Source organism: Sphingobacterium sp. 40-24 (assembly GCF_001899705.1).
GTDB lineage: Bacteria > Bacteroidota > Bacteroidia > Sphingobacteriales > Sphingobacteriaceae > Sphingobacterium > Sphingobacterium multivorum.
The window spans coordinates 94128-118987 of sequence record NZ_MKWH01000032.1 but is presented as its reverse complement, the minus strand read 5'-3'; the positions used below and the strand labels follow the sequence as shown (position 1 = coordinate 118987).

The 24860-nt window shown below is 40.0% G+C and carries 22 protein-coding genes; 12 read left to right on the top strand and 10 right to left on the bottom strand.

Annotated features, from left to right (window positions below):
- Nucleotides 1-229 precede the first annotated feature (229 nt).
- The 4 genes from BGP15_RS11755 to BGP15_RS11740 all read left to right on the top strand — a co-directional run bounded on the left by BGP15_RS11755 (nucleotide 230) and on the right by BGP15_RS11740 (nucleotide 4194).
- Entirely contained in the window at nucleotides 230-760 is a 531-nt protein-coding gene (locus tag BGP15_RS11755; RefSeq protein WP_286769609.1) for a TlpA family protein disulfide reductase, read from the top strand.
- 113 nt (nucleotides 761-873) lie between these two features.
- Entirely contained in the window at nucleotides 874-1815 is a 942-nt protein-coding gene (gene metA, locus BGP15_RS11750; RefSeq protein WP_286769608.1) for a homoserine O-acetyltransferase MetA, read from the top strand.
- Between the two features lie 60 nt (nucleotides 1816-1875).
- Nucleotides 1876-2085, top strand: a complete 210-nt coding sequence (locus BGP15_RS11745; protein WP_046673330.1) for a hypothetical protein — start codon at nucleotides 1876-1878, stop codon at nucleotides 2083-2085.
- 105 nt (nucleotides 2086-2190) lie between these two features.
- Nucleotides 2191-4194, top strand: a complete 2004-nt coding sequence (locus BGP15_RS11740) for a M13 family metallopeptidase (protein ID WP_286769607.1) — start codon at nucleotides 2191-2193, stop codon at nucleotides 4192-4194.
- A 75-nt stretch (nucleotides 4195-4269) separates the two neighbouring features.
- Here BGP15_RS11740 and BGP15_RS11735 read toward each other — a convergent pair whose 3' ends face one another.
- The 6 genes from BGP15_RS11735 to BGP15_RS11710 all read right to left on the bottom strand — a co-directional run bounded on the left by BGP15_RS11735 (nucleotide 4270) and on the right by BGP15_RS11710 (nucleotide 9696).
- A complete protein-coding gene (locus BGP15_RS11735) occupies nucleotides 4270-5484 on the bottom strand; it encodes an MFS transporter (protein ID WP_286769606.1) in 1215 nt (404 codons plus the stop codon).
- Between the two features lie 121 nt (nucleotides 5485-5605).
- Nucleotides 5606-6565, bottom strand: coding sequence for a bifunctional metallophosphatase/5'-nucleotidase (locus BGP15_RS11730; RefSeq protein ID WP_286769605.1), 960 nt, complete (start codon nucleotides 6563-6565; stop codon nucleotides 5606-5608).
- Nucleotides 6543-7304: a 5'-nucleotidase C-terminal domain-containing protein gene (locus BGP15_RS11725; protein WP_286769604.1), complete on the bottom strand. Its 762-nt coding sequence runs from the start codon at nucleotides 7302-7304 to the stop codon at nucleotides 6543-6545. Before BGP15_RS11725 ends, BGP15_RS11730 begins: the two co-directional genes overlap by 23 nt.
- A gap of 145 nt (nucleotides 7305-7449) precedes the next feature.
- Nucleotides 7450-8517: an EamA family transporter gene (locus BGP15_RS11720; RefSeq protein ID WP_286769603.1), complete on the bottom strand. Its 1068-nt coding sequence runs from the start codon at nucleotides 8515-8517 to the stop codon at nucleotides 7450-7452.
- 18 nt (nucleotides 8518-8535) lie between these two features.
- Nucleotides 8536-9009 carry an Lrp/AsnC family transcriptional regulator gene (locus BGP15_RS11715; protein WP_046673335.1) on the bottom strand — a complete coding sequence of 158 codons (474 nt, stop codon included), beginning with the start codon at nucleotides 9007-9009 and terminating at the stop codon, nucleotides 8536-8538.
- A gap of 183 nt (nucleotides 9010-9192) precedes the next feature.
- Nucleotides 9193-9696, bottom strand: coding sequence for an FUSC family protein (locus BGP15_RS11710; RefSeq protein ID WP_046673336.1), 504 nt, complete (start codon nucleotides 9694-9696; stop codon nucleotides 9193-9195).
- 210 nt (nucleotides 9697-9906) lie between these two features.
- On the opposite strand from BGP15_RS11710, the gene BGP15_RS11705 reads away from it, so the two are divergent.
- The 8 genes from BGP15_RS11705 to BGP15_RS11670 all read left to right on the top strand — a co-directional run bounded on the left by BGP15_RS11705 (nucleotide 9907) and on the right by BGP15_RS11670 (nucleotide 22122).
- The gene (locus BGP15_RS11705) at nucleotides 9907-12828 is read left to right on the top strand and encodes an FAD-binding and (Fe-S)-binding domain-containing protein (protein ID WP_286769602.1); all 2922 of its coding nucleotides are present in this window, start codon (nucleotides 9907-9909) and stop codon (nucleotides 12826-12828) included.
- Between the two features lie 93 nt (nucleotides 12829-12921).
- Complete coding sequence (locus BGP15_RS11700; RefSeq protein WP_046673338.1) at nucleotides 12922-13572, top strand: hypothetical protein; 651 nt, start codon at nucleotides 12922-12924, stop codon at nucleotides 13570-13572.
- A 158-nt stretch (nucleotides 13573-13730) separates the two neighbouring features.
- Nucleotides 13731-14945: a DUF763 domain-containing protein gene (locus BGP15_RS11695; RefSeq protein ID WP_286769601.1), complete on the top strand. Its 1215-nt coding sequence runs from the start codon at nucleotides 13731-13733 to the stop codon at nucleotides 14943-14945.
- A 189-nt stretch (nucleotides 14946-15134) separates the two neighbouring features.
- On the top strand, nucleotides 15135-15431 hold the full coding sequence (locus BGP15_RS11690; protein WP_286769600.1) for a hypothetical protein: 297 nt from the start codon (nucleotides 15135-15137) through the stop codon (nucleotides 15429-15431).
- Nucleotides 15432-15609: 178 nt separating this feature from the next.
- The gene (locus tag BGP15_RS11685; protein WP_046673341.1) at nucleotides 15610-16692 is read left to right on the top strand and encodes an efflux RND transporter periplasmic adaptor subunit; all 1083 of its coding nucleotides are present in this window, start codon (nucleotides 15610-15612) and stop codon (nucleotides 16690-16692) included.
- A 21-nt stretch (nucleotides 16693-16713) separates the two neighbouring features.
- A complete protein-coding gene (locus BGP15_RS11680; RefSeq protein WP_286751920.1) occupies nucleotides 16714-19878 on the top strand; it encodes an efflux RND transporter permease subunit in 3165 nt (1054 codons plus the stop codon).
- A complete protein-coding gene (locus tag BGP15_RS11675) occupies nucleotides 19871-21310 on the top strand; it encodes a TolC family protein (protein ID WP_286769599.1) in 1440 nt (479 codons plus the stop codon). The genes BGP15_RS11680 and BGP15_RS11675 overlap by 8 nt, the downstream gene beginning before the upstream one ends.
- A 125-nt stretch (nucleotides 21311-21435) precedes the next feature.
- Nucleotides 21436-22122 (top strand): Bax inhibitor-1/YccA family protein, encoded by a 687-nt coding sequence (locus BGP15_RS11670; protein WP_286751919.1) that lies wholly within the window; start codon nucleotides 21436-21438, stop codon nucleotides 22120-22122.
- Nucleotides 22123-22201: 79 nt separating this feature from the next.
- Here the strand turns inward: BGP15_RS11670 and BGP15_RS11665 are convergent, their stop codons facing one another.
- The 4 genes from BGP15_RS11665 to glsA all read right to left on the bottom strand — a co-directional run bounded on the left by BGP15_RS11665 (nucleotide 22202) and on the right by glsA (nucleotide 24838).
- A complete protein-coding gene (locus BGP15_RS11665) occupies nucleotides 22202-22714 on the bottom strand; it encodes an SRPBCC family protein (protein ID WP_286751918.1) in 513 nt (170 codons plus the stop codon).
- 139 nt (nucleotides 22715-22853) lie between these two features.
- Nucleotides 22854-23294: a carboxymuconolactone decarboxylase family protein gene (locus BGP15_RS11660; RefSeq protein ID WP_286769598.1), complete on the bottom strand. Its 441-nt coding sequence runs from the start codon at nucleotides 23292-23294 to the stop codon at nucleotides 22854-22856.
- A 124-nt stretch (nucleotides 23295-23418) separates the two neighbouring features.
- The gene (locus BGP15_RS11655) at nucleotides 23419-23784 is read right to left on the bottom strand and encodes a VOC family protein (protein WP_286769597.1); all 366 of its coding nucleotides are present in this window, start codon (nucleotides 23782-23784) and stop codon (nucleotides 23419-23421) included.
- A gap of 22 nt (nucleotides 23785-23806) precedes the next feature.
- On the bottom strand, nucleotides 23807-24838 hold the full coding sequence (gene glsA / locus BGP15_RS11650) for a glutaminase A (RefSeq protein ID WP_286769596.1): 1032 nt from the start codon (nucleotides 24836-24838) through the stop codon (nucleotides 23807-23809).
- Between the last annotated feature and the right edge of the window lie 22 nt (nucleotides 24839-24860).

Here is a 24860-nt window from a genome sequence, read left to right as displayed (position 1 = left end):
ATTTACTTATTTTCATACTATATAATATACATATCCCTAAATTTGTTTGTAATATCTTTTACACTTATCTTTTCGCTTTTGTATTCTAACACCGAATTTTAAACCTCCATTGCCGCTGAAAAATCCGTTAAAAAAACGCGTGAAAAAATTCGATTAATTTTCTGCTGTAAAAGCAATCAAATTAGGATACAAACGTTATCGTAATGTTTAAGCTTAGTTAAAGTGTTATATGACAAAAAAAGTAAATTATAGTCTCCTTTTATTGGTTAGTTTGTTGTTTTACAATCCATTTTTGGTTAAAGCAAGCAAGCATTGTGTGGTCGAGGAGGAGAATAAGAGCAGAACCGAAGGATACAATCTTAGTTTTAGGGACAGTAAAAACAATATATTGAGCCTAAACCAGCTCAAAGGAAAAGTTGTGGTTATTAATTTATGGGCGACATGGTGTCCACCATGTCTTGCTGAGATGCCTTCCTTGGATCAACTCTATAAGGACTTTAAGGGCAACGATGCTATTGTTATTTTGGCTGTCGATATCGATGGAAATCTTAGCGCTTCGCGGAAGTTTATGGCGAAAAGAAAATATAGTCTACCGGTCTATCAATTAAATTCGGCTTTACCCAAAGAATTGAGTACCACAAGCATACCAACAACGATTATTTTGGATAAGGCTGGTAAGCTGGTCATTAAACACGTAGGTGGAATGAACTTTGGGTCACAGAAATTCAGAAAATCCCTATTGGATTTAAGCAAGGAATAGCTTTTGGTCTTGGAGACTATAACAATATAATGGAAGATAATTTATGTTTCATTTAGCATTTATGGCATTTTCTTGCTAATTTTGCATGCTAATTGTATAAGGAGAAATTATCTATGCCGGTCAAACTTCCTAATAACCTTCCTGCCATTGAGCTGTTGAAAAAGGAGAATATATTTGTCATGAGTGATTTAAGAGCAAATGAGCAGGATATCAGACCGCTTCGTGTTTTGGTACTGAACTTAATGCCGCTTAAAATTACGACAGAGACAGATTTTATTCGTTTGCTGTCAAATAATCCTTTGCAGGTGGAAATGGAATTTTTGCGACTTGAAACGCATGTTTCAAAGAATACCCCCGAAGAGCATTTGGAAATGTTTTACAAGAGCTTGACCGAGGTTAAGGAGAATTTCTACGACGGAATGATTATTACGGGGGCTCCAGTTGAAATGGTTGCTTTTGAGGAAGTGACCTACTGGGATGAAATTCAGACCATCTTTGACTGGGCAAGGACCCATGTAACATCAAGTTTGTATATCTGTTGGGCGTCTCAAGCTGCATTGTATCATTTCTATGGTGTAGAGAAGAAGCCATTAACGGAAAAACTTTTTGGTGTATTTAAGCACATTGCGTTAAACAAAAGACATCCTTTATTCCGTGGATTTGACGATGAGTTCTTTATACCGCACAGCCGCCATACAACAATTGAGAAGGATGATCTCCTGGTAAAAGAGGGTTTAGAAATTCTTTCAGAATCGCCAGAAGCCGGTATTGCTATCGTTTCTTCACGCGGGGGACGCGAGTTTTATTTGACGGGACATTCAGAATATGCTCCTTTTACACTGGATGAAGAGTATAAAAGAGACTTAGAAAAAGGGCAGGAGATTGCTATGCCGGCAAATTATTATGTTGACGACAACCCCGAAAATCGCCCTCTGGTGCGCTGGACAAGTCATGCGAATCTTCTTTTCAATAATTGGTTGAATTACTTTGTGTATCAAGAAACTCCTTTTGATCTAAAAGACGTGGTTTATTTAGGCGAAATCAAACAAGGATAATTTAATTCCTTCAAACAAAAACAGCTAAAAGAGTATTCTATTCATATGAAGTGATTAAATATGAAAAAGACTGCTTTAATAGTTTGTCCTGTTTTTTCAGTTTTTTTATTGAAAGCACAGGTTACCCTGGAAGAGAATCAAAAGCTTAAAGAAGCGAATGGGACGTTATGGTATGCTAATCCGTGGATTTGGATTGCCGGTGTCGCACTGTTTCTACTGATTTTTATCCTTGTACTACGTAAATCAACACGCAATAAAACCAAGACTTAATTATCCCCATTAATTTTAGTTGCGATTAGAATCCCAATTGTTGCATTAACAATAGAAGAACTTTGCTTAAGTTTGTGTATAGCGATAGACAAACTAAATTTTTATATGAAGAAAAATCTACTTTTAGCAGCTTTGTTAACCTGCGGCTCATTGGCGGGCCAAGCGCAAAACAACGCAATCAATGTGAGTTACATGGACAAGAGTGTTCGTCCTCAAGATGACTTTTATAATTTTGTGAATGGACACTGGATGAAAACAGTCAAAATACCCTCTGATAAAGCACGTTGGGGTTCTTTCGACGAATTGCGTGAAAACACCGATATTGCTACGTTGAAGGTCTTGCAAGAATCGCTAACTGGACAATTCCAAAAGGGTACAGACAATCAGAAGATAGGTGATTTGTATAAATCATTTGTGGATATGAAAACACGTAATAAACTTGGTTTAGAACCTGTTAAACCTTATCTTGCTAAAATTGCAGCAATTAAAAATTTTGATGATTTATACAACTATCTTGTTGAGGTAGCACCGATTGGTGGAAATCCTTTTTTTAGTGGTTATGTATATGCGCATCTTAAAAATTCCGATGTTAATACAGTATACCTCGGCGGAGGAAGTCTGGGGCTTGGACGTTCTTATTATCAAGTAAAAGATAAGAAGAACGAAGAAACGTTAACGGATTATTCAAATTATATTTCTGCACTTTATGCTAAATCAGTCCAAATTACGAAGGATTTAAAAGGTCCAAAAATTGTCGCCTTTGAAAAGCAGCTGGCGGCAAACCTTAAAACCGTTGAGCAATCACGCGATGCAAATGGGCGATATAATCCGATCGCTGTAGCCGATCTAAAAAAGATTGTGAAAAACGTCGATATTGCAAAGTACCTAAAGGATGTCGGTTTTAAGGCTGATACTGTTATTGTACCGGAAATAAAGTATTACGAAAATTTGGATCGGGTTTTCAACCCTGAAAATCTACCGGTGATCAAAGAGCTATTGACATTTCATATTTTAAATAATGCTGCGTCATATACTACACAGGAGTTAAATGATCTGTATTTTGATTTCTGGGGTCGTAAGTTAAAAGGACAAAAGGAGCAGCGTGCTTTGGATAAGCGCGGTGTGGAATTTGTCAATTCGATCGCAGGTGAGTTATTAGGGAAATTGTATGTGAAAGAAAACTTCCCTCCAAAGGCCAAAGCTGAAGCGGAAGAGCTTGTAAGCTATCTCGTTAAATCTTTCGGGCAGCATATCAAGGGATTGACTTGGATGTCGGATGAAACGAAAGTAAAGGCATTGGACAAACTGACTAAGTTTAAAGTTAAAATTGGTTACCCGGATAAATGGAAAGATTTTAGCAAACTTGATGTTGGGACATCGTTGTATGAAAATGTATTAGCTTCGAGTAAATGGGCATTTTACCAGAATTTGGCGAAACAAGATAAGCCAGTGGACAAATCTGAATGGGGGATGACTCCACAGACTGTGAACGCTTACTATAGTCCACTGTTTAATGAGATTGTCTTTCCAGCAGCGATTCTTCAGCCGCCATTCTATGATTATAAAGCTGATGCTGCAGTTAATTTCGGCGGTATTGGTGCGGTAATTGGTCACGAACTTTCGCACGGATTTGACGACCAGGGTGCGAAATACGATGGGAATGGAAACCTGAACAATTGGTGGAGCGACAGTGATAAGGCGAAATTTGAAGCAGCGGCTGATGCTTTGGTACGTCAGTTTGAGTCCTACGAACCTGTACCAGGTGTTTTTGTGAACGGTCGCTTTACATTAGGGGAGAATATTGGGGATTTAGGTGGCTCATCAGTGGCTTTTGATGCATTGCAACTCTATCTGAACGATAAGGGAAATCCTGGTTTAATAGATGGTTTTACACAGGACCAGCGCTTTTTCCTTTCCTGGGCAACGATTTGGAGAACGAAAACTACCGATGAGTTTGTGGTCAATCAAGTAAAAACTGATCCACATTCTCCAGCACAGTACCGTGCTTTTGCCCCAATCATTAACCTAGATGCTTTCCATAAGGCTTGGGATACAAAGAACGGCGACAAAATGTTTGTTCCGGTCGATAAACGTATCAAAATTTGGTAGGTTTCAGGCATGTTTAATGAAAAACGGGTGTATCTCACATGAGCATACACCCGTTTTTCATTTCTCAAGTGTAGGTTACTTCATCCATCTCAGAACCAAGTAGAATCCGATCGCCGTAGCAGATAAGGTTAATGCGGTTGCCCACCATAAGGTTGTAAAACCGAAGGAATCGACAATGCTAGTCCCTAAAAGCGGCGAAAATATATTTGCAGCTGAAAATGCCAACGAATTGAACCCCATGTATGCTCCTTGTGTTTTAGGTGTCGAACGGTTAACAGAAACCGTTGCCATAAAGGGTAGTGTCAGCATCTCGCCAAGGCCGAAGATAAAGAATGTGAAATATAACCACCCGAGTCCACCTGAAAAATTTAACATGGCATAAGAGCTGGCACATAAAAATGTTCCAAAGACGAGCGTGCTTATAAGCGAGAATCTTTTTTCAGCTATATGGACAATGAACATCTCCAGTAATACGATAACGAATCCACTCCAGCCGAGTAGAAATCCGATTTGGTGATCATTCAAATGGTGAACTTCTCGGTAGAAAATAGGTAACGTTGTGATCAACTGAAAGAAACAGAATGAGAAAATGCAACAAAAGATATTGAATAAGACAAAAGGCAGGTCGGTATAGGGATTTCGTGTCTTTTGAGGTAATTCGTTTTCAGCAGTAATCTCTTTTTTAGATTTAATATCGCTTCTTTTTTCTCGTTTATGAAAAAAGACAAAGAAAATCACTGCAGCGCAAAGGACGGCAAAAGAATTTCCATAAAAGATCCAATTGAATGAGATGGTGGCCAAAAATCCAGCCACCGCCGGGCCGATTGAAAATCCCAGATTTATGGCAAGACGATTCAATGAAAAGGCGCGCGTGATATTTTCGGGTTTAGCGTAACTTGCCACTGACACGGAGTTTGCAGGTCTGAAGGCATCAAAGATTAAGCTTAACGTAAAAATCATGATGGATAAGGACTGTACCTCTTTGAAATGTGGGATCAGTAAGAATAAAGGGGCCGCCAATACCAGACTTCCGAACTGAACCTTGAAGCTGCCAATCCGGTCAGTCAGCCAGCCACCAATATAGGAACCACAAACGGAGCCGAATCCATAACTCATCAATACCACACCGACCTGTTTAATGTCAAAATGTAGAATCTGGGTCATGTAGAGGCCAAGAAAGGGAATCACCATACTTCCCATTCTATTAATGAGCATCACTATGGCAAGTAGCCATGCGGCTTGAGACAGTCCCTTAAAGGAGTCGAGGTAAATCGATAAAATTCTTTTCATTGAATGACGAATCAGCGTGTATAGACCGTATAAGTTTTTACTTCATACGTCTTCTTATAGTATTGGTAAAAAAAATGCCAAATTGATTAGTCAACTTGGCATTTGTTAAAATTAGATTATATTATGCCAACATGGACTCCGGAATTGTCGGATTGACCTGATAGGTACTTGCGACCATTTGTTTCTTCTCAGACCCTGGTTCCATAATAAAGTCAATACGTCCTAGATTAATTCCAGCAAAACCGACTTGATTCACAACGGTCTTTGTTCCTTTTAAATTTGTAACCAGTGTTGGTTCATTTAAGAAGGTGTGCGTATGTCCTCCGATAATGAGATCAATGTCTGAGGTTTTGGCGGCAAGGATCAGATCCGACACCTTGTCGTTTTCATATTGATAGCCCAAATGCGATAAACAGATGACCAAATCACATTTGTGTTTTTCTTTCAATGTGCGGACCACCTTGTTGGAAACTTCAATAGGATCCAAATATTTCATTCCCCTGAAGTTATTGGGGTCAACCAATCCCTCAATATCTACCCCTAGTCCAAACACGCCTATTTTTATTCCACCTTTATAGAATATGGTATAATCTTGGGTTCTGCCCTCCAATACGGTTCCTTTGAAGTCGTAATTTGCCGTTAAGAACGGAAATTTAGCGTGATCCAGGTACTTTACAAGACCGTCAAGACCATTGTCAAATTCATGATTTCCAAATGTCCCGGCATCATAACCTAACTTTGTCATGAGGTCAAGTTCAAGTTTTCCTCCAAAAAGATTAAAATAGGGGGTACCTTGAAACATATCGCCTGCATCGAGTAATAGAAGATGTTCTTCTTCTTTGCGGATTTTATTGATCAGTGTACTTCGGCGCGCAACACCAGCCAATCCCTGATATTTCCCGCCGTCCATTGGAAACGGTTCAATACGGCTATGAACATCGTTGGTATGTAAAATTGTAAGTTTTACCTTTTTGCTCTTCGCGTCGACTTGAAAAGGAAGTGATCCCAAAGCAACTGCAGCAGAAAATCCACCAACTTGCTTGATAAAAGATCTTCGGTTAATTGATTTTAATTCTTCCATCTAATTCTGCATTTACTTTTTTGCCTTCTTTTGTTAATTCGCTCACATATTCAATCAAACCTTCACGCATGCGTTGCGGATAATTAGCCCGGGATACAGGTTGTGTCAACAGGCTGAGGTTGTCACCACCATTGGCAAGATAATCATAGGTCACTAATTTATATAACTTATTGTCTTCAATAGCTTGACCTTTGATCTTTATGTCCTGAGCTTTGTTGCCCGTAATTGTCAACGTCATTCCGGCTATAGGTTGTCCATGTGTTGTAGCAATATAGTCAGCCAGCTGACGAATCTGACTACCTTTGAGCTCGAGTATCGTCAATGTGTTCTCAAAGGGCATAACCTCAAAAATATGTCCTACTGTAATATCGCCTGCTTTAAGATCATTTCGGATACCACCTTTTGTTGCGAACGCCAAATCCGCGGGGTTATGGGCATTGTGTTCACTCATCCACAACAAGGCTTCACAAAAAAAATTGCCCATTAATGTTTCCGCTGTTTTCTCTTTTGTCAATGCCTTGTCCGCATTTCCAATCACACGATTCATCTCCGCTTCCATTTTGTGTTTGAAGGGTTCGTAGATTGACACGACTGCAGGATCAGCTTGCATATCGCTATTGATATGATATTGTTGGAAATCTTTTTGCGTTGGATGGAGTTGTTTTGTACAACCTGTAATCATCAAAAGCGAAGCGACACCAAGGCTACCAATAAAGGCAATTTGCTTCGAAATATTCATTCTTTTTAATTTAACCAAATAGTACGCAAAGTTAGCCAATTATATATGAACAAATCTTATCCAATGTTAGCTAATTTTTAAAAACAACAAAAGCTTAACATTGTTACACGTTAAGCTTTGCACATATAATTAGAAAAATAACAACCTAATGAACTAATTCCGTCTCAGGAATATGTTTGTTGTCCGTTTGGGGATCCGCTGCTATCAAACGCTCTAAACTATTCTCCTGCTGAAGGATCTTTTTCCTTTTGCTGCGCGAGGACAGCTTGGTACGATATGCTTTCCAGTTCATTAATAGGACCGAGAATAGAATAACCGCTAGTCCAACAATTTGCAATGAGGTCACCACATGCGAAGTGAAAAAATGACTTAATATAAGTGCAATAATTGGGTTCACATAAGCATAGGTACTTACTTCCATTGCTGGACGTACCTGCAATAACCAAATATACGAGCTAAAAGCAAGGATGGAACCAAATGTGATTAAATACCCCAAGTTAAACCAGTCAATAGGTGCTACACTGCTCAGTGTAAATGATGCATATTCACCGGTAAATAGCGCCGTGATATTAAAGAGAACACCTGCGGTAACCATTTGCCAAGCAGTCTTCACCATAACATGCAGGTCCTCTTTTTCTTCTTTTTCGGATTTTTTAAAATACTTGGAAATCAATGAACCTACAGTCCAAGCGATAGAACCCAATACCAAAATAGATAGGGCAATTACCTTAAGGGTACCGTCTGTATGATCATTTGTCGCCATGATCTGTTCAGCGAAAAGCATCACAACACCACAGAAACCTAATGCTACACCAGCAACCGTGCTAATGCTGCTAAAGTTTTCTTTCCACTTGGGTTTATCCAATAAAATAAACCAGATTGCAGCGGCTGCGGCAATAATAGCGGCAACACCACCAGACACATATTGCTCGGCCCAGATAACCCCGGCCATATCGACAAAGAGCAATAAAAAACCTACGATTGCGGCCTCTTGAATAGAACGCTTGTTAAATAATTTATACCTTTTTATAGCACAATATGTCATTAGAATTGCACTGGCTGCAACAAATCGAAACGAACCCAAAATAAATGGGGGGAAACTATGCAACGCTTTTTCTATAAAGAAAAAGGTCGAGCCCCATACCACATAAATAATGAAATAAGCAACTACAACCATTAATGGGCTAGCAGCCTTTTTTTGTCCTTGCAACATGATTAAACCTCCTTTCTATTACTCAGGTATGACAACCTGCTGATCTTCCTTGACAGTCTGAAGTACAATTGTTGTACGCGTTGAAATAATACCTTCCACTTTACTTAAGGTATTTCGCATAAGATCCACTAAACCTGTAGAATCCGCAGTTCTTACTTTAATAAGGTAACCATCGTCACCTGCAATGTCGTGTACCTCTTGAACTTCAGGGATTTCCGCAAGTGCCAACCCTACACCCTGTTCGCCAATAATATCATTGGCTTTGATAAAAATAAACGATAAAAGTTTCTGATCGACCGCGGCAGGATTGATCTTGGCACTATACTTTAAAATCACATCTTTTTGCTCGAGCTTCTTTACGCGCTCGAGGATCGCCGATGGTGCCATGCCTAATTCTCTTGCGATGTCAGCATTGTTGATCCGTCCATTGTCCTGCATTAAGCGCAAGATTTTATAGTCGACCTGGTCTAAATTATATTCTACTTTTGTCATTTCGACTGCAAAGATAGGTAAAAAAGTATAAAATTCAAAATTGTATATAAAATTCTGAATATAATTCTGAGTGATCGGAAATTTGAGTGAATTTTATTCTTATTTATCAGAAAGAAATCTTGACCATTTGGGCTATGGTACTGAAGGTAAGTATATTGCCCTTTAGACAGGTAGGCGTATAACTCAACAATTGTACCTTTTTCTTAATTTCAGAATAATATTACTCGTTGACAGGATGACGCCCAATCCAATCAGACAACCTAAACAGACACAGCCAAAGCGATCCAAAGCGGCGAAGTAAGAGCGACTTTGCTGTTCATGAAGGTAGACGATAATTAGCGCAACCATAGAAGTCCGTGCTACAGCCATAATATTGAGTAGCTTGCATGTAATCAATGATGCAACAATACCGATAATCATGGCATAGAGTTGCGAAATGGGAACGAAATATAGACTGAGACCAATTGCTGATCCTATAAAGTTGGATTTAGCCCGGTCGATGGCTATTTTTTTCGACTCATTCTCTTGCGGTGAAATGACCAATATAATGGAGATTAGTGTCCAGGAAACCGAATATTGGGGAAAAGATACGAAAAGGGGATAACCTATAAGGAAGCCAATCAATACCCGGATGGTGTATATAATAAAATCAGAATGCAGCGTATAGCGAAGGAATAGATTACGCATATAGGATATGAATCGTTAATTTAAATGATGTAGCGCCACAAAAATACGTGCATTGTCGGAAGGAACGAAATAAAATTGACTTTTATGGTAATTTGTTTGATTTTGCGTTTTTATGCGTTTTTTGTTTTTGATTTGGGTATTTCTTGCAATCTTCTCTTTTTCCGATGCATAAATTTGACTAAATTTGTTTCATACATAAATGCAGATTAAGTGAAAGATCAAAATCAATTAGCCTTATTAGCGTCTCAACTCAAAGGGGAGCTCTATTATACTCATGAAACGAAGGACCAAACGATGTTGCTTGCCTATTCGACAGATGCATCTGTTTATCAAGAAAAACCCTTGGCCGTAGCCTTACCCGTCGATCATGATGATATCAAAAAAATAATTGATTTTGCGCGGCACAACGGTGTCACAATCATACCACGTACCGCCGGCACTTCTTTAGCTGGTCAGGTAGTAGGCAATGGCATTATCATGGATATTTCTCGTCATTTTAACCATATACTTGAACTTAATGTCGACGAGCAGTGGGTTCGGGTACAACCTGGTGTGATCCGTGACGACTTGAATAATTATCTTAAACCGTTCGGACTGATGTTTGGCCCTGAAACTTCGACTGCAAGCCGTGCTATGGTAGGTGGAATGATTGGCAATAACTCTTCGGGTCTGCATTCGATTGTTTGGGGCGATACACGACACAATTTGATTTCGGCCAATGTACTTTTGGACGACTGTTCTGAAGTGACCTTTGAAGCAGTTGATGAAGCAGCCTATTTTAAGAAATTATTATTAGCTGGTCGTGAGGGGGATATCTACCGTAATATGAATGCATTATTGACAGACCCCGAGCATTTAAGCGCCATTGAAGCGGGCTATCCAAAACGATCTATCACGCGCAGAAATACCGGTTATGCTTTGGATATCCTTGCCGATCGCTCGACACCTTTCAATATGTGTAATTTGTTGGCAGGGTCCGAAGGAACGCTGGCTATTGTTACAGAAGCGAAACTCAAACTGATGCCCTTACCACCGCAGGAACTAGGCTTACTTTGTGTTCATTTTGCGGATATGGTGGAGTGTATGCACGGTAATGTGGTAGCCTTAGCGCACAAGCCGGAAGCATCCGAATTGGTAGATAAATACATCATGGATTTTACGGTTGGGCATCCAACTTATAAGTATAATCGTTTTTTTATTGAGGGTGATCCCCAGGCTTTATTAATTGTTGAGTTTAGGGGGCAGACAGCCGCTGAAACAGAGGCAAAAGCGATGGCTCTGAAAGCGGACCTTGTAGCCCGCGGGCTTGGTTATGCTTATCCCTACATTACGGGTATTGAACAGACCAATTTGGTTTGGGATGTACGCAAGGCAGGACTGGGGCTAATTCGCAATTTACCCGGAGATAGTCAACCTGTAAATTTGATTGAAGATTGTGCGGTGTCGCCTGAAGATTTACCTGCTTACGTGCGTGATATCCAAAAACTTTTGGTGGAAGAGGGGGTGCATGCATCCTATTATGCGCACGCGGGAGCCGGGGAACTACATATTGAGCCCTTTGTGAATTTGAAAACAGCAGCAGGGAAGCGTACATTTCGTTCAATCCTCGAAAAAACCAGCGACCTTGTATTAAAATATAACGGTTCGCTGAGTGGTGAGCACGGTGATGGTCGTCTGCGCGGCGAATTTATCGGCAAAGTGCTTGGTGAAAAAGTCTACAAATTGCTTGAAGATGTAAAATATATCTTTGATCCACAGGGCGTTTTTAATGCAAATAAAATTGTCAACACGCCGCCAATGGATGCTCATTTACGTTATGACAACGATAGCAACCGAACGGAAATAAAGACCTATTTCGATTTTTCTAAAGATGAGTCTATTCTTCGGTTGGCGGAGAAGTGTTCTGGTTCGGGAGATTGCCGAAAGACTGAAATTACCGGTGGAACAATGTGCCCTTCATTCATGGCTACGCGCGATGAAAAAGATACGACACGGGCGCGGGCAAATATGTTGCGTCAGTTTTTAACGAATTCCACAAAGAAAAATCGTTTCGATCATGAGGAGATCAAGGAAGTTATGGACCTTTGCTTAAGCTGCAAAGGCTGTAAAACGGAGTGTCCTTCCAGTGTGGATGTAGCCAAAATGAAAGCAGAATTTTTACAGCACTATTATGATGAGCATGGCGCAGGGTTTAGAACAAAATTAATCGCTAATTTCACCCAGTCACAGAAATTCGGATCGTGGGTTGCGCCCATTTACAATTTTGTGGTCAAAAATGATTTCTTGTCAGGAGTAGTCAAAAAAACAGTAGGATTTGCGCCAAAGCGTTCCTTACCTACAGTCAATGGAACGACTTTAACCCAATGGGTAAAGAAACAAGCAGTGGTAAGTGATAGTAAGCGTCGGGTTTATCTTTTTTCGGATGAGTTTACCGAATATAATGATGCCGAGATCGGCATTACCGCATATAAGTTACTGACTGCCTTGGGGTATGAAGTAGTCATTCCAAAACATGTGCAAAGCGGGCGGACTTATCTTTCTAAAGGCTTTGTGAAAAAAGCAAAGGAGATTGCGAATCAAAATATCCATTTCTTAAAGGGACTAATTACGGATGATACGCCACTTTTAGGCGTTGAACCCTCAGGGATAATTACATTTCGCGATGAGTATTTAAGTTTAGTCGATGATGATTTACGTGTTGACGCACAAAAAATAGCCAAAAACGCGCTGATGATTGACGAATTTCTGTTGAATGAAATGAAAGCGGGACGTATTCATTCAGAACAGTTTACGTCGGAAACGAAAAAGGTAAAGCTTCATGGCCACTGTTATCAAAAGGCTTTTCATCTCGTTACTGTTACGGAACAGGTCCTATCATTTCCGACGAACTTTAGCGTAGAAACAATTCCTTCGGGTTGTTGTGGTATGGCAGGATCATTTGGTTATGAGGCTGAACATTATGATATCTCGATGAAAGTAGCCGAATTGGTTTTATTACCAACCATACGCGAAACAGAACCTGGTACTTTAATTGCCGCAGCGGGTACTTCTTGCAGACATCAGATTAAAGATGGTGTAGGAAGAAAATCTTATCATCCTGTGGAAATTTTATACGATGCTTTATTGAAATAAAATAAAAACATTGCTAATAGTTGTTTGTTATCAGTAATAATGGTAATATTATAAGAGCAATATTCATTAATAACTGATAACAAACAATTCAATATGTACAAGATTCAATCTATAGCATTTCTTGCGACCGCTACGGTGCTGATGGCTAGTTGCGGAAATTCCAATCAAAAGAAAACTGATGGAAGTGATACAACAACGGTGAACAAAATTGAAGGTGTAAAAATCGAACAATTTACGAATGGTTCACCGGGCGCAGAAAAGAAGAACTTTTTTCTACGTATTACAGATGAAATTAAAACGGATTCAAGCCGTATTTATATCACAAAATCTCTTTACAAACAGGATACTGTAGGAGCGAAGTTTGAGGTTGTAGATTTTATACCCGCAGGTATAATAGATGGCCAACCGAGTGATGAAGTCGGCTTTACCAAAGGTAAGATTAGAATCTCGTCGTCGGGTCAACAGTCTGACAATTTAATTAAAGCATTAGGTGATTTATTTCAAATAGCTACCACTGATTCTTTTACAAAAGATGTAATTCTTCCAAATGTGTTTTCATCCAATAAGGTGAATGCTGATTTGTCCAAAAAAACAGCGTACAGCTTTAAACTATTTTTGGACAATAAAAAAGCTGCTCCAGCGGAGCTCTTCTTTAATGTAGACACCTATAAGCATTCGATCGAGTTTTCGGAGAAAGATCCTTCGTTCCGGGCTGGATTATTGTCAGCGTTGACCGGTAAGTAGTGAAGCTGTGACTTGTGCCGCTACTTCGATGCGCCCTAAGTTATATGCTCAGATGTAGTGTATAGATTGATCATAAAATAAAAACGGCTAGAAGCTATCTAGCCGTTTTTATTTTATCTAAAAAAGAGATAGATTTGTACTAATATATTTAGTTTGAAATGAAACGATCCGGAACCGCAGATCTCCCATTACACTATGGAAAAGTACCAGCGTGGCTTTACGAACGTATGGCTTTGCTAGGTCGCTCCATTGTTGAAGTAATATTAATGGATTATGGTAAAGACGAGGTTTTGAGAAGACTGGCAGATCCCCGCTGGTTTCAAAGCTTTGGTGCTGTTCTCGGCATGGATTGGCATTCTTCAGGGATCACAACGGCTGTTATGGGGGCATTAAAACGCGCTATTAATCCCGATGCGAAATCTTTAGGACTATATATCTGTGGGGGTAAAGGCAAGCTTTCCATGCAGACCCCACAGGAACTACTTCGGCTTTCGAACGACATGGGACTAGATGGCAACAACTTGATTCGCAGCAGTAAGCTTGTTGCTAAAGTGGATAACACCGCTATTCAGGATGGTTACCAATTATATCTCCACAATTTTATCGTGACGGATAATGGCAATTGGTCGGTCGTGCAGCAAGGTTTGCATGAAAAGGATGGAACTGCCCGTCGTTACCATTGGCATTCTGAAAAGGTCAAATCGTTCGTTGAAGAACCACATGCGGGTATCAGTGGTCCTTCACAAGGTATTATCCTCAACTTGACAGCTGCAGAAGCGGCGGCCAATAGAACAGGTATTATGACGATCGTAGCGGAGGATTCAACTCAAGTGATGCAAGACTTCGCTAAACTTATTATGCCATCCCATCACGATGTCCGTGCTTCGGACGTTGACTTGAAGAGGCTAGGAGCGATGTTGTACGTGGCTCGAGAAAGTCAACCAAGCCATTTTGAAGACTTATTGCTTTTAAAAGGAGTTGGGCCCCGTACGTTACAGTCATTGGCTTTAGTCAGTGAGGTAATCCACGGTGCGCCTTCACGGTTCAATGACCCCGCTCGATTTTCCTTTGCTCATGGCGGGAAAGATGGGCATCCTTTTCCAGTTCCTTTAACCATTTACGATGAAAGTATTCAAATTTTGCAAAAAGGTATTGAAAAATCTAAACTGGGTTACGGTGAAAAATTAAAATCGATTAACAAGTTGCACCAGATTGTCTTGGATAGCGAAAAAGATTTTCAGCCACAGTTTGATATTCAACAAATTATAGCAGAAGAACGGCGAGATTCTTGGAAATATGGTGGCAGAACAGTCTTCGGAGATGCAGAACCTTTGAGAACAAATGGTCGGGGTTTGCAATTGTCACTTTTCTAGCGGAAATCTACGAATTGTAATTGTTTTGTTAAAATGTGTTAAAGATCGTTAAAATTAGTTGTACGCTAGTATATTTGCTCCGCAATGAAAGCGGTTGTTACGATATTCTTATTCTTATGCTTCTTATTTATCAGAAGCAGTAATAGCCATGCCGTGCTCATTGAATCCGACCGACCAACTGTTAGTTTTATGTATCAGCATAATCATGCTGATGTACAGCAGTATATTGACGCATCAGTTGACCACATCGATCCGCTATTTTACGGTAATATTCACAGTGATAATCCAGTTATCGAGGAATTTGATGCCGAAAATTTTCAACTGATCAAGGATTTGCAGGTGACATCCCAATTTGTTGCGCTGCTACTTTTTGCAATTGTCCTTTTTGTTTTCGTTTTTCGATTTGCAAAGAAGATACCTTTTTGCAATTTCATAGCCTATCTTTTCCCTCAAAGATACGTTCTTCAACAAAACTGGAGAATTTAAAATATACCCTTCGAAATTTCATATGCTTTGGTGGATATCCTAAGGGACGCTCCGCTCAGTCGTAATCGATTTGTACAATCTATGAACAAGTCGGAACGACCATAAACCAAAGTAGAGGTCATTTCACCAACCAAGACAACAAACAATCAAACTTATTTTTTTAATTAGACGCTTACAAATGAAAAGAGTATTTATGCTCGCTAGTTTGGCTATTACCTTATGCCAAATCGGGTGTACTTCCAAAAAGGAAGAAAAGGAAGAAAAAGAGAAATTTACAGCGACCTCTCCGGTGCAAATGGACACAACTATCCGTAAGGACTTTGTTTCCCAGATTAGGTCTTTCCGAAATATTGAGCTTCGGGCTCAGGAGAAGGGCTATCTCGAGCAGATTTTCGTAGATGAAGGACAATTTGTCCATAAAGGGCAATTACTTTTTCGGATTATGCCGAAGATGTATGAGGCCGAATACCGTAAATCTTCGGCAGAAGTTAATGTAGCAGAAATTGAAGTTCAAAATACAAAAACGCTTGCCGATAAAAATGTCGTATCGCCCAATGAACTCGCGATGGCTAAAGCAAAACTTGAGCAAGCCAAAGCTGAGGCTGCGATTGCAAAATTACATCTCTCCTTTACAGAAATCAGGGCACCTTTTGACGGAACCATTGATCGCATTCCATTGAAATTGGGAAGTTTGGTGGATGAAGGTGAATTATTGACAAGTCTGTCCGACAACAGTGAGATGCTGGTTTATTTCAATGTCTCCGAACCTGAATATTTAAGTTATCAAACTAACGTGAGTAAACGTGGAGATACTCATGTCGGCTTGTTGCTTGCCAATAATGAGTTGTTCGCTCAAAATGGTCTTGTGGAGACCATAGAAAGTGAGTTCAACAGTGAGACGGGAAATATTGCTTTTCGAGCGAAATTTCCCAACCCAAACCGTCTATTAAAACATGGCGAGAGCGGCAAGGTGGTGATGAACTTTCCGCTGAAACAGGTTTTAATTATTCCACAGAAAGCGACATACGAAATGCAGGACCGTAAATATGTGTATGTAATCGATAAGGAGGGCAAATTAAAAGCCCGTCATATCACCATTGGTAACTCCCTACCAGATCTGTATGTGGTAACGAGCGGACTTCAAAAAGATGATAAATTTTTGTTGGATGGTATTCAGAAAGCAAAAGAGGATGATAAAATCAGCTACAGCTTTGTGCAACCTAAAGACGCCATCTCAAATTTGAAGTTAAAAACAGAATAGATCCCTTACAGTTAAATTACTATGTTTAGTCGTTTTATAAATAGACCAGTACTTTCGATCGTGATATCACTGATCATTGTGTTTTTGGGTGTGCTTGCTATGGTACAGCTTCCTGTAACACAATTTCCGTCAATATCGCCACCGAAGGTGAACATCACTGCCGAGTATCCTGGAGCCAATGGTGAGTTGATGATTAAATCAGTTATCATTCCGCTAGAACGGGCGATCAATGGGGTTCCTGGAATGAAATACATGGCTTCCGATGCCGGTAATGACGGGGAAGCAAGTATTCAGGTCGTATTCAACCTAGGAACGGATCCGAATCAGGCTTCTTTAAATGTACAGAACCGCGTAGCCTCTGTGGTTAACAAGCTTCCGCCAATTGTGGTCCGCGAAGGGGTGAAGATTACACGTGAAGAATCCAATATGTTAATGTACATCAATCTCTACAGTAAAGACAAGGAGCTTGATGGAAATTTTATGTATAACTATGCGGACATGAATATTGTCTCCGAATTACGTCGGGTAGACGGTGTCGGGGTGGCAAATATTCTTGGAACACGCGAATTAGCGATGCGTATTTGGTTGAAACCTGATCGTATGACAGCCTACAAGATTTCTGCAGAAGAGGTGATGAAAGCCTTATCCGAGCAAAGTTTGGAAGCTTCACCAGGTAAAGCCGGAGAGTCGTCTGGTATGACCTCCCAGTCTTTTGAATATGTATTGAAATACCCGGGGCGTTTTACAACTACGGAAGGTTATGGCAATATCGTTTTACGTGCGGGTGAAAATGGTGAAATGTTACGTTTAAAAGATGTTGCGGAAATCAAATTCGGTTCGGCGATGTACGATATCTACTCTACGCTGAATGGAAAACCATCTGCAGCGATTGTCTTAAAACAATCCTATGGAAGTAATGCTTCTCAGGTAATTCAAGACGTTAAAAGCAAAATGAAGGAATTGAAAGCTTCCTTTCCGAAAGGGCTGGATTACGAAATTAGCTATGACGTATCAAAATTCTTGGATGCATCCATGGAAAAAGTAGTCCATACTTTATTGGAAGCATTTGTGCTTGTTGCTATTGTCGTTTTTCTATTCTTAGGAGATTGGCGTTCGACATTGATTCCAACCATTGCAGTACCGGTTTCCTTGGTGGGATCGTTTTTGTTCATGCAGTTTTTTGGAATTACCATCAACTTGATCACATTGTTTGCACTGGTGCTTGCCATAGGTGTGGTTGTGGACGATGCGATTGTGGTTATTGAGGCTGTCCATGCTAAAATGGAAGAGCTTCATATTTCGGCCTATAAGGCGACCAAAAAAGCGATGCACGAAATCAGTGGTGCCATTGTTGCGATCACATTCCTTATGGCGGCGGTTTTTATTCCGGTTGCCTTTATGTCTGGCCCCGTAGGGATATTCTATAGGCAGTTTTCCATTACCATGGCTACTTCCATCATCTTATCGGGTGTTGTGGCATTGACACTCACTCCGGCTTTATGTGCGATTATGCTGAAGAATAACCATGGAAAGGCAAGAAAGAAATCCATTATCGATAAATTCCTGGATTCTTTCAACAGATTGTTTGATAAGATGTCCAACAAATATGTTTACTTGTTGAAGGGCATAGTGGATAAGCGCGTTTTTACATTTTTAGTATTAATTGGTTTTTGTATTGGCGCATATTTTTTGAATAATGCTGTTCCTGCAGGTTTTATCCCCAATGAAGATCAGGGGATGATTTATGCTATTATTCAAACGCCGCCAGGATCGACATTGGAACGGACCAATCTAGCGGCCCAGACATTGCAAAAAGAAGCTGAAGACATTGATGGTGTACAATCGGTATCTTCATTGGCTGGTTATGAAATCCTGACTGAAGGAACCGGGGCAAATACAGGTACTTGTTTGATCAACTTGAAAAGCTGGGAAGAACGTAAAGAATCCTCGCAGGAGATCATAGAGCAACTGGAGGCCGCTGCCAAAAATATCCCAGGAGCGTCTATCGAGTTTTTCCAACCGCCGGCCGTACCGGGCTATGGTGCTGCGGGTGGATTTGAGCTTCGTCTTCTGGACAAAGCAGGTTCTGGCGACTACAAGAAAATGGAAACGGTAAGTAAGGATTTTGTGCGTGAATTGAACAAAAGGCCTGAATTATCGTCTGTATTTACCTTCTATAGTGCAAGTTTTCCGCAGTATATGTTGCATATCGATAATGATCTCGCGCAACAGAAGGGTGTTACCATTGATAATGCACTGAATACGCTTTCGACTTTGGTGGGCAGTAATTACGAAACGAATTTCATTAAGTATGACCGTCAATATAAAGTTATGGTTCAGGCTTTGCCGCAATACAGGGCTTTGCCGGAAGATATCTTAAAACTATATGTGAAGAATGATAAAGACGAAATGGTACCATTTTCAGCATTTATGCATATGGAAAAGGTTTACGGTCTTTCTGAGATCACCCGGCACAATATGTATATGGCATCTGAAATTTCGGGCTCTGCCGCACCAGGTTATAGCAGTGGTGAAGCAATTCAGGTGATTAATGAAGTCGCTGCCAAAACCTTACCACGAGGCTATGGCATTGATTGGGCTGGTATTTCCAAAGATCAGGTAGGTCGTGGAAATCAGGCAATTTATATCTTCTTAATTTGTCTCGGTTTCGTTTACTTGATACTTTCCGCTCAATATGAGAGCTTTATTATGCCCTTTGCGGTGTTGCTTTCTTTACCAATCGGAATCTTTGGGGCATTTCTACTATTGAAGTTATTGGGATTGGAAAACAATATTTACGCGCAGGTTGCTTTGGTCATGCTTATCGGTCTACTTGGTAAAAATGCCGTGTTGATTGTTGAGTTTGCCGCTCAACGGCATTCGCAGGGATTGAGTATCATTGAGGCTGCCTTGGACGGTGCAAAAGTAAGGTTTAGACCTATTTTGATGACATCTTTTGCTTTTATCGCCGGGTTGATTCCCTTAGTTATGGCTTCTGGCCCAGGTGCAATTGGAAACCGTACGATCGGTACAGCGGCAGCGGGAGGTATGTTGTTTGGGACGGTTTTTGGTATTGTGGTAATACCGGGCTTATACTTTATCTTCGGGACTATTGCCTCCAAACGCAAGCTTATTAAACACGAAGATGAAAATCCATTAACTGAAGAACTTGATAATAATGACTAATCGCAGAAAAATACAATGGGTCATTGCATTTTCGCTTTCAGCAGCAGTGACGGGATGTAAGGTTCCCAAAGCGACACAAATACAGGAGAATAAATTCGTTCCGAAGCAGTATACAGATGTAGCTCAATCAGATACAACGAATTCAGCGTCGGTTAAGTGGCGTGAATTTTTTACGGATCCAAATTTAGTTGTATTGATCGATACAGCGTTGAAAAACAATCAGGAGCTGAATGTTACTTTGCAGGAGTTGGCGATCGCAAAGAATGATATTCTTTTACGAAAAGGAGCATTGAAACCCACTGTTGGTTTACGTGCCGGAGGTGGTGTTGAAAAAGTTGGACGATACACCAGTCAGGGGGCCGGTGATGCCAGTACAGAAATTGCCCCTGGAAAGGAAATGCCGGATCCACTAGGAGATTTGACCATTGGTGCGTATGCCAGTTGGGAAATCGACGTTTGGAAAAAACTGAAGGACTCCGAACAAGCAGCACTGAACCGTTATCTTGCTACGGTAGAAGGGAAAAATTTTGTCTTAAGTAGCCTTATTGCCGAAGTTGCCCGTTCGTATTATGAATTATTGGCATTGGACAATCAGTTGGCTATTGTCAAACAAAATATCGAGCTTCAGGACAATGCGCTTGCGGTAATCCGATTGCAGAAACAGGCTGCTCGTGTAACAGAACTGGTGGTTCAAAAGTTTGAAGCCGAAGTGTTGAAGACCAAAGGTATGGAATTTGAGACGCGGCAACAGATCAAAGAAACTGAAAACCGTATTAATTTTCTATTGGGACGTTTCCCACAAGAGATCAAACGTGACAAAAGCAATTTTGTCGATCTGATCCCGGCGAAAGTTCAGACAGGTATACCGAGCCAACTACTAAGCAATAGACCTGATATTCGTGAGGCCGAGTATGAGCTCGCTGCCGCGAAGTTGGACGTACAGATCGCGCGGAAAGAGTTTTATCCTTCTTTGGAGATTTCGGCTGCTCTGGGTTTACAGGCATTCAAGCCTTCTTATCTATTTAAGATGCCTGAATCAGTTTTGTATAATCTAATAGGGGAGCTTGCAGCACCTTTGATCAACAAAAATGGGCTTAAAGCGGAATTTAATACAGCCAACGCGAAACAAATACAGGCGGTATATAATTACGAGAAGACGATTCTGAATGCTTACTTAGAAGTCTCTACACAACTTTCTAATATTGAAAACCTCGGGCGCAGCTACGATTTCAAAACAAAACAAGTTGAGGTTCTGAATAATTCCGTGTCTGTGTCAAATGATCTCTTTAAATCAGCGAGGGCAGACTATATGGAGGTTTTAATGACACAACGCGATGTACTGGATTCAAAACTTGAATTGATAGAAACAAAGAAGCAGCAGCTCAATGCTGTTGTCAATATCTATAAAGATTTGGGAGGAGGCTGGAAATAAGTTGTTTGTTTGAATGGACCCCGCTAGGCGGGGTTCTTTTTTTATAAGCCTATGTAAACTTCTTTCTTGTGAAAATAGAATAAATGCTTATTTTTAATCCTTATTTAATCTATTGTATTTGTTTTATGGAATCACAAGAGTATATTCTTACCAATGATGACGCTGAAAGGGGCGTTTTTTATAAAAAAACCTATCTTCATGTTGCGCTTTCGATTTTAGCATTTATCGTTTTGGAAACTTTGCTGATCAAATTGATCCCTTATGATTTTATCGTTTGGATGGTTAGCGGAAAATTTATTTGGTTGTTCTTATTGGGATGTTTTTGGTTGGGGTCCACACTTTCATCAAGATGGACACTTTCGCAAAGCCGTCAAACCCAATATTTAGGCCTAGCATTCTATATTGTACTGGAGGCAATCATCTTCCTGCCGATGATTTTTATGGCGGTATTTATGACCGAAGGAATTAGTGTCATTTATCAGGCAAGTATAATGACTTTGGCCTTGTTTACTGGCCTTACTGTCGTTGCATTTGTATCCAATAAAGATTTTTCATTTCTCAGAAATATCCTGGTGATCGGAGGCTTCTTATCTTTGGGGGCAATTGTCGCAGGAGCTATTTTTGGTTTTGAACTTGGATTATGGTTCTCGGTTGCCATGATTGCACTTGCTTCCGGAAGCATACTCTATCAAACTCAAAATCTGAAGTATAGTTACGGCAACGAACAATATGTAGGGGCAGCCTTGCAGCTGTTTTCATCAATCATGTTGTTGTTCTGGTACATTCTACGAATTTTAATGCGCAGAAGATAAATTTTGTTCCTTTTAAAAATGAGAAAAAGTGGTTAAAATAAAGTTTATTTTAACCACTTTTTTTTGCATTGTATAGTCGCTATTCTAGTCTATTTTTTAAGTTTTTCAGACCCTGATCGAAGTCTTTATTCATATTCATAAATAAGTTCATAAAGTTCCATGGATAGGGCGATTTTCCTGAAATTCCCCAGGTCACCAAAGTTTGAGTAGGCGAGATCTCTTTTAAGATGAAATAACCCTTGGCTGGTTCACCCATACCGAAATCGAGGGCCGTTTCAATTGTTTCGCCCTCGACGATTTTTGTAATGGTCTGTGAACCTTTACCAACTTTCTTACCATCCCAGCTGGATTTATAGCCGACTTGACCATCTACACCCTGTTCAGTTTTTTTCATTTGCGGGTCTGATAGTTGCCATACACCAAAGTTCTCTTGGTTCTTAAGCATTTTCACGTAGTTGAACACTTCCTGCTTTGGCTTATCGATTGTTATCTCACTTTGGGCCGAGAAGTCTTTACTGACGAAGAGTGCAGTAATTAAGGGAATAGCGATGATGATCGCTAAAACAATGAGGATTTTTTTTAGGATTTTCATAATCATGCATTCATATTGGTTTTCCTAATAAAGATAAAGGATAATCGGGATTTTTATTGGAAAAAACAGGAATATATTTAGCAATGAAAAAAGCCTCTTCCAATATTGAAAGAGGCTTTTTTGTAATCAAAGCGTAGCACTACTTTAATAGTTCTAAATGGGTGCTGATGCCAATTCTATTCCACGCATTTATAGTAATGATCGCCATAATAATCTGTGCAATCTCCTTTTCTTCAAATATTTCTTTTGCTTTTTGAAAAGTGCTTTCTGTCAAACCCTTTTGATGTATCAATGTGATCTCCTCTGTCATCTCCAACAAAATCTGTTCTTCCTTAGTGAATAGATCCGTTTCTCGCCATGCATTTAATAAAAATATCCGTTGTGGCGTTTCACCGTACTTCAGCGCATCCTTGGTGTGCATATCTAAGCAAAAGGCGCAACCGTTGATCTGTGAAGCACGTATTTTTATGAGTTCCTTTTGAATTGGATTTAAAAAAATATCATTGAGATAGGTTTCCAATCCCATCATCGCCCTATAGGCCGTTGCATCTACTTTTGCAATATTCAATCGTGTGTTCATTGTTTTAAGTTTTGATAAGACAAAGTTGCGATTAGTATACGCTAAAAAAATTAAACTGGTTTAAGAATGGAAATTTTACGTATGAAGACAAGCCTCCATTCAATCGATATACAGCGATAGTAGCCTAGTTTGATACAATCAGGTAATAGTTGTCGGGGTCACGCAGGATAAATTGATCCTTTAGCGAGTTCTCATTGTAATGTATATCTTTCTCTATGACTGCATTTAACAAAGTAGCGTTTTCGAAGATTTGCTGTAAATTGTCTACTCTAAAGAATAATATAAATCCATTCCCCGCATGTTTTTGATCCCGCATAGTAGGGTGGTCGTGTTCACCCCATTTGTGTAAACAGAGAATGACAGTTCCGCCATCCGTGAGAATTTCAAATGTTTCGCCGCCATGTTGACTGGTACAGCCCAAAAGCTTTTGGTAGAATAGCGAGCTTTCGGAGACGCTCTTTACAGCAATTATTGGTTCTGTTCGTGTCATATGATTTTGAAAGGTTGAAAATCTAATTAAAGAGGCCGAGCGATTTCTCTTTTACCAAGTCCAATATCATGCGATATGCTGCAACAGAGTTGCCATGTTGATCCAATGCTGGACTGTAGGCCCCTATACCCATTTTATTCGGTACACTTACTGTGATTCCACCACCAACGCCCGATTTACTTGGAAGTGCGACAGTTCTGGCATATTCGCCACTAAATTCGTACATCCCTGCAATGAGCATTTGTGATTGAACTAGCTGAGATAGATCTGGGTTATAGTATTGCTTATTTCCATCATAGCGCACGCAATGATGTGCAAAAAAGAAACCTATTTTAGCCAGATCCTCCGCAGTTATCTCAATGGAGCACTGCTTAAAATAATTATTGAGTTTGTCTTCACCTTCACCATCAATGAGTCCATTGTTGCGCATCAGGTAGAACATGCCTCTGTTTCGATTTCCAGTCTCCCGTTCCGAATGGTATACAGATCTACTGTAATCGATTTTTTCATTATTCGTTATAAAGCGAATCATATCCCTTATTTTAACAAAAGGTTCCTCACCTGTTCCTTTAATAAGCGATGTCGTTAAAATGGCGCCGGCGTTCATCATCGGATTGAGCGGTTTACCCGATGTTTCCAAATTCGCAAAATGATTGAAGGGTTTATCTGTTCCATAGTATCCCATTTTATTAAAAACAACTTCCTCGCCATTTTCCAATACAGCAACCATCAAGGAAACAATTTTTGAAATACTCTGAATTGTAAATCTTTGTTGTACATCTCCGATACTAACGATTGTTCCATCACTATTTACCACCGAAAGTGCGACAGATGCTGCATTGGCTTTACTTAATTCCGGGATGTAATCAGCCACTTTACCTTCTTTGAATGATTGCCTATTTTTATCCAATATTTTATCCAATAGTGCTTTATCAATGATCGCGCTCTTAGTACTGTGCTGGTTTTGAATGTTGTTTTGAGCAAACGATACAGTAATTGATCCGGAACATATCAAACCTATAATACAGGCTACCAACCTGACATTTTTTCTCATTTTTTCAGTATTTGTTTGTTCC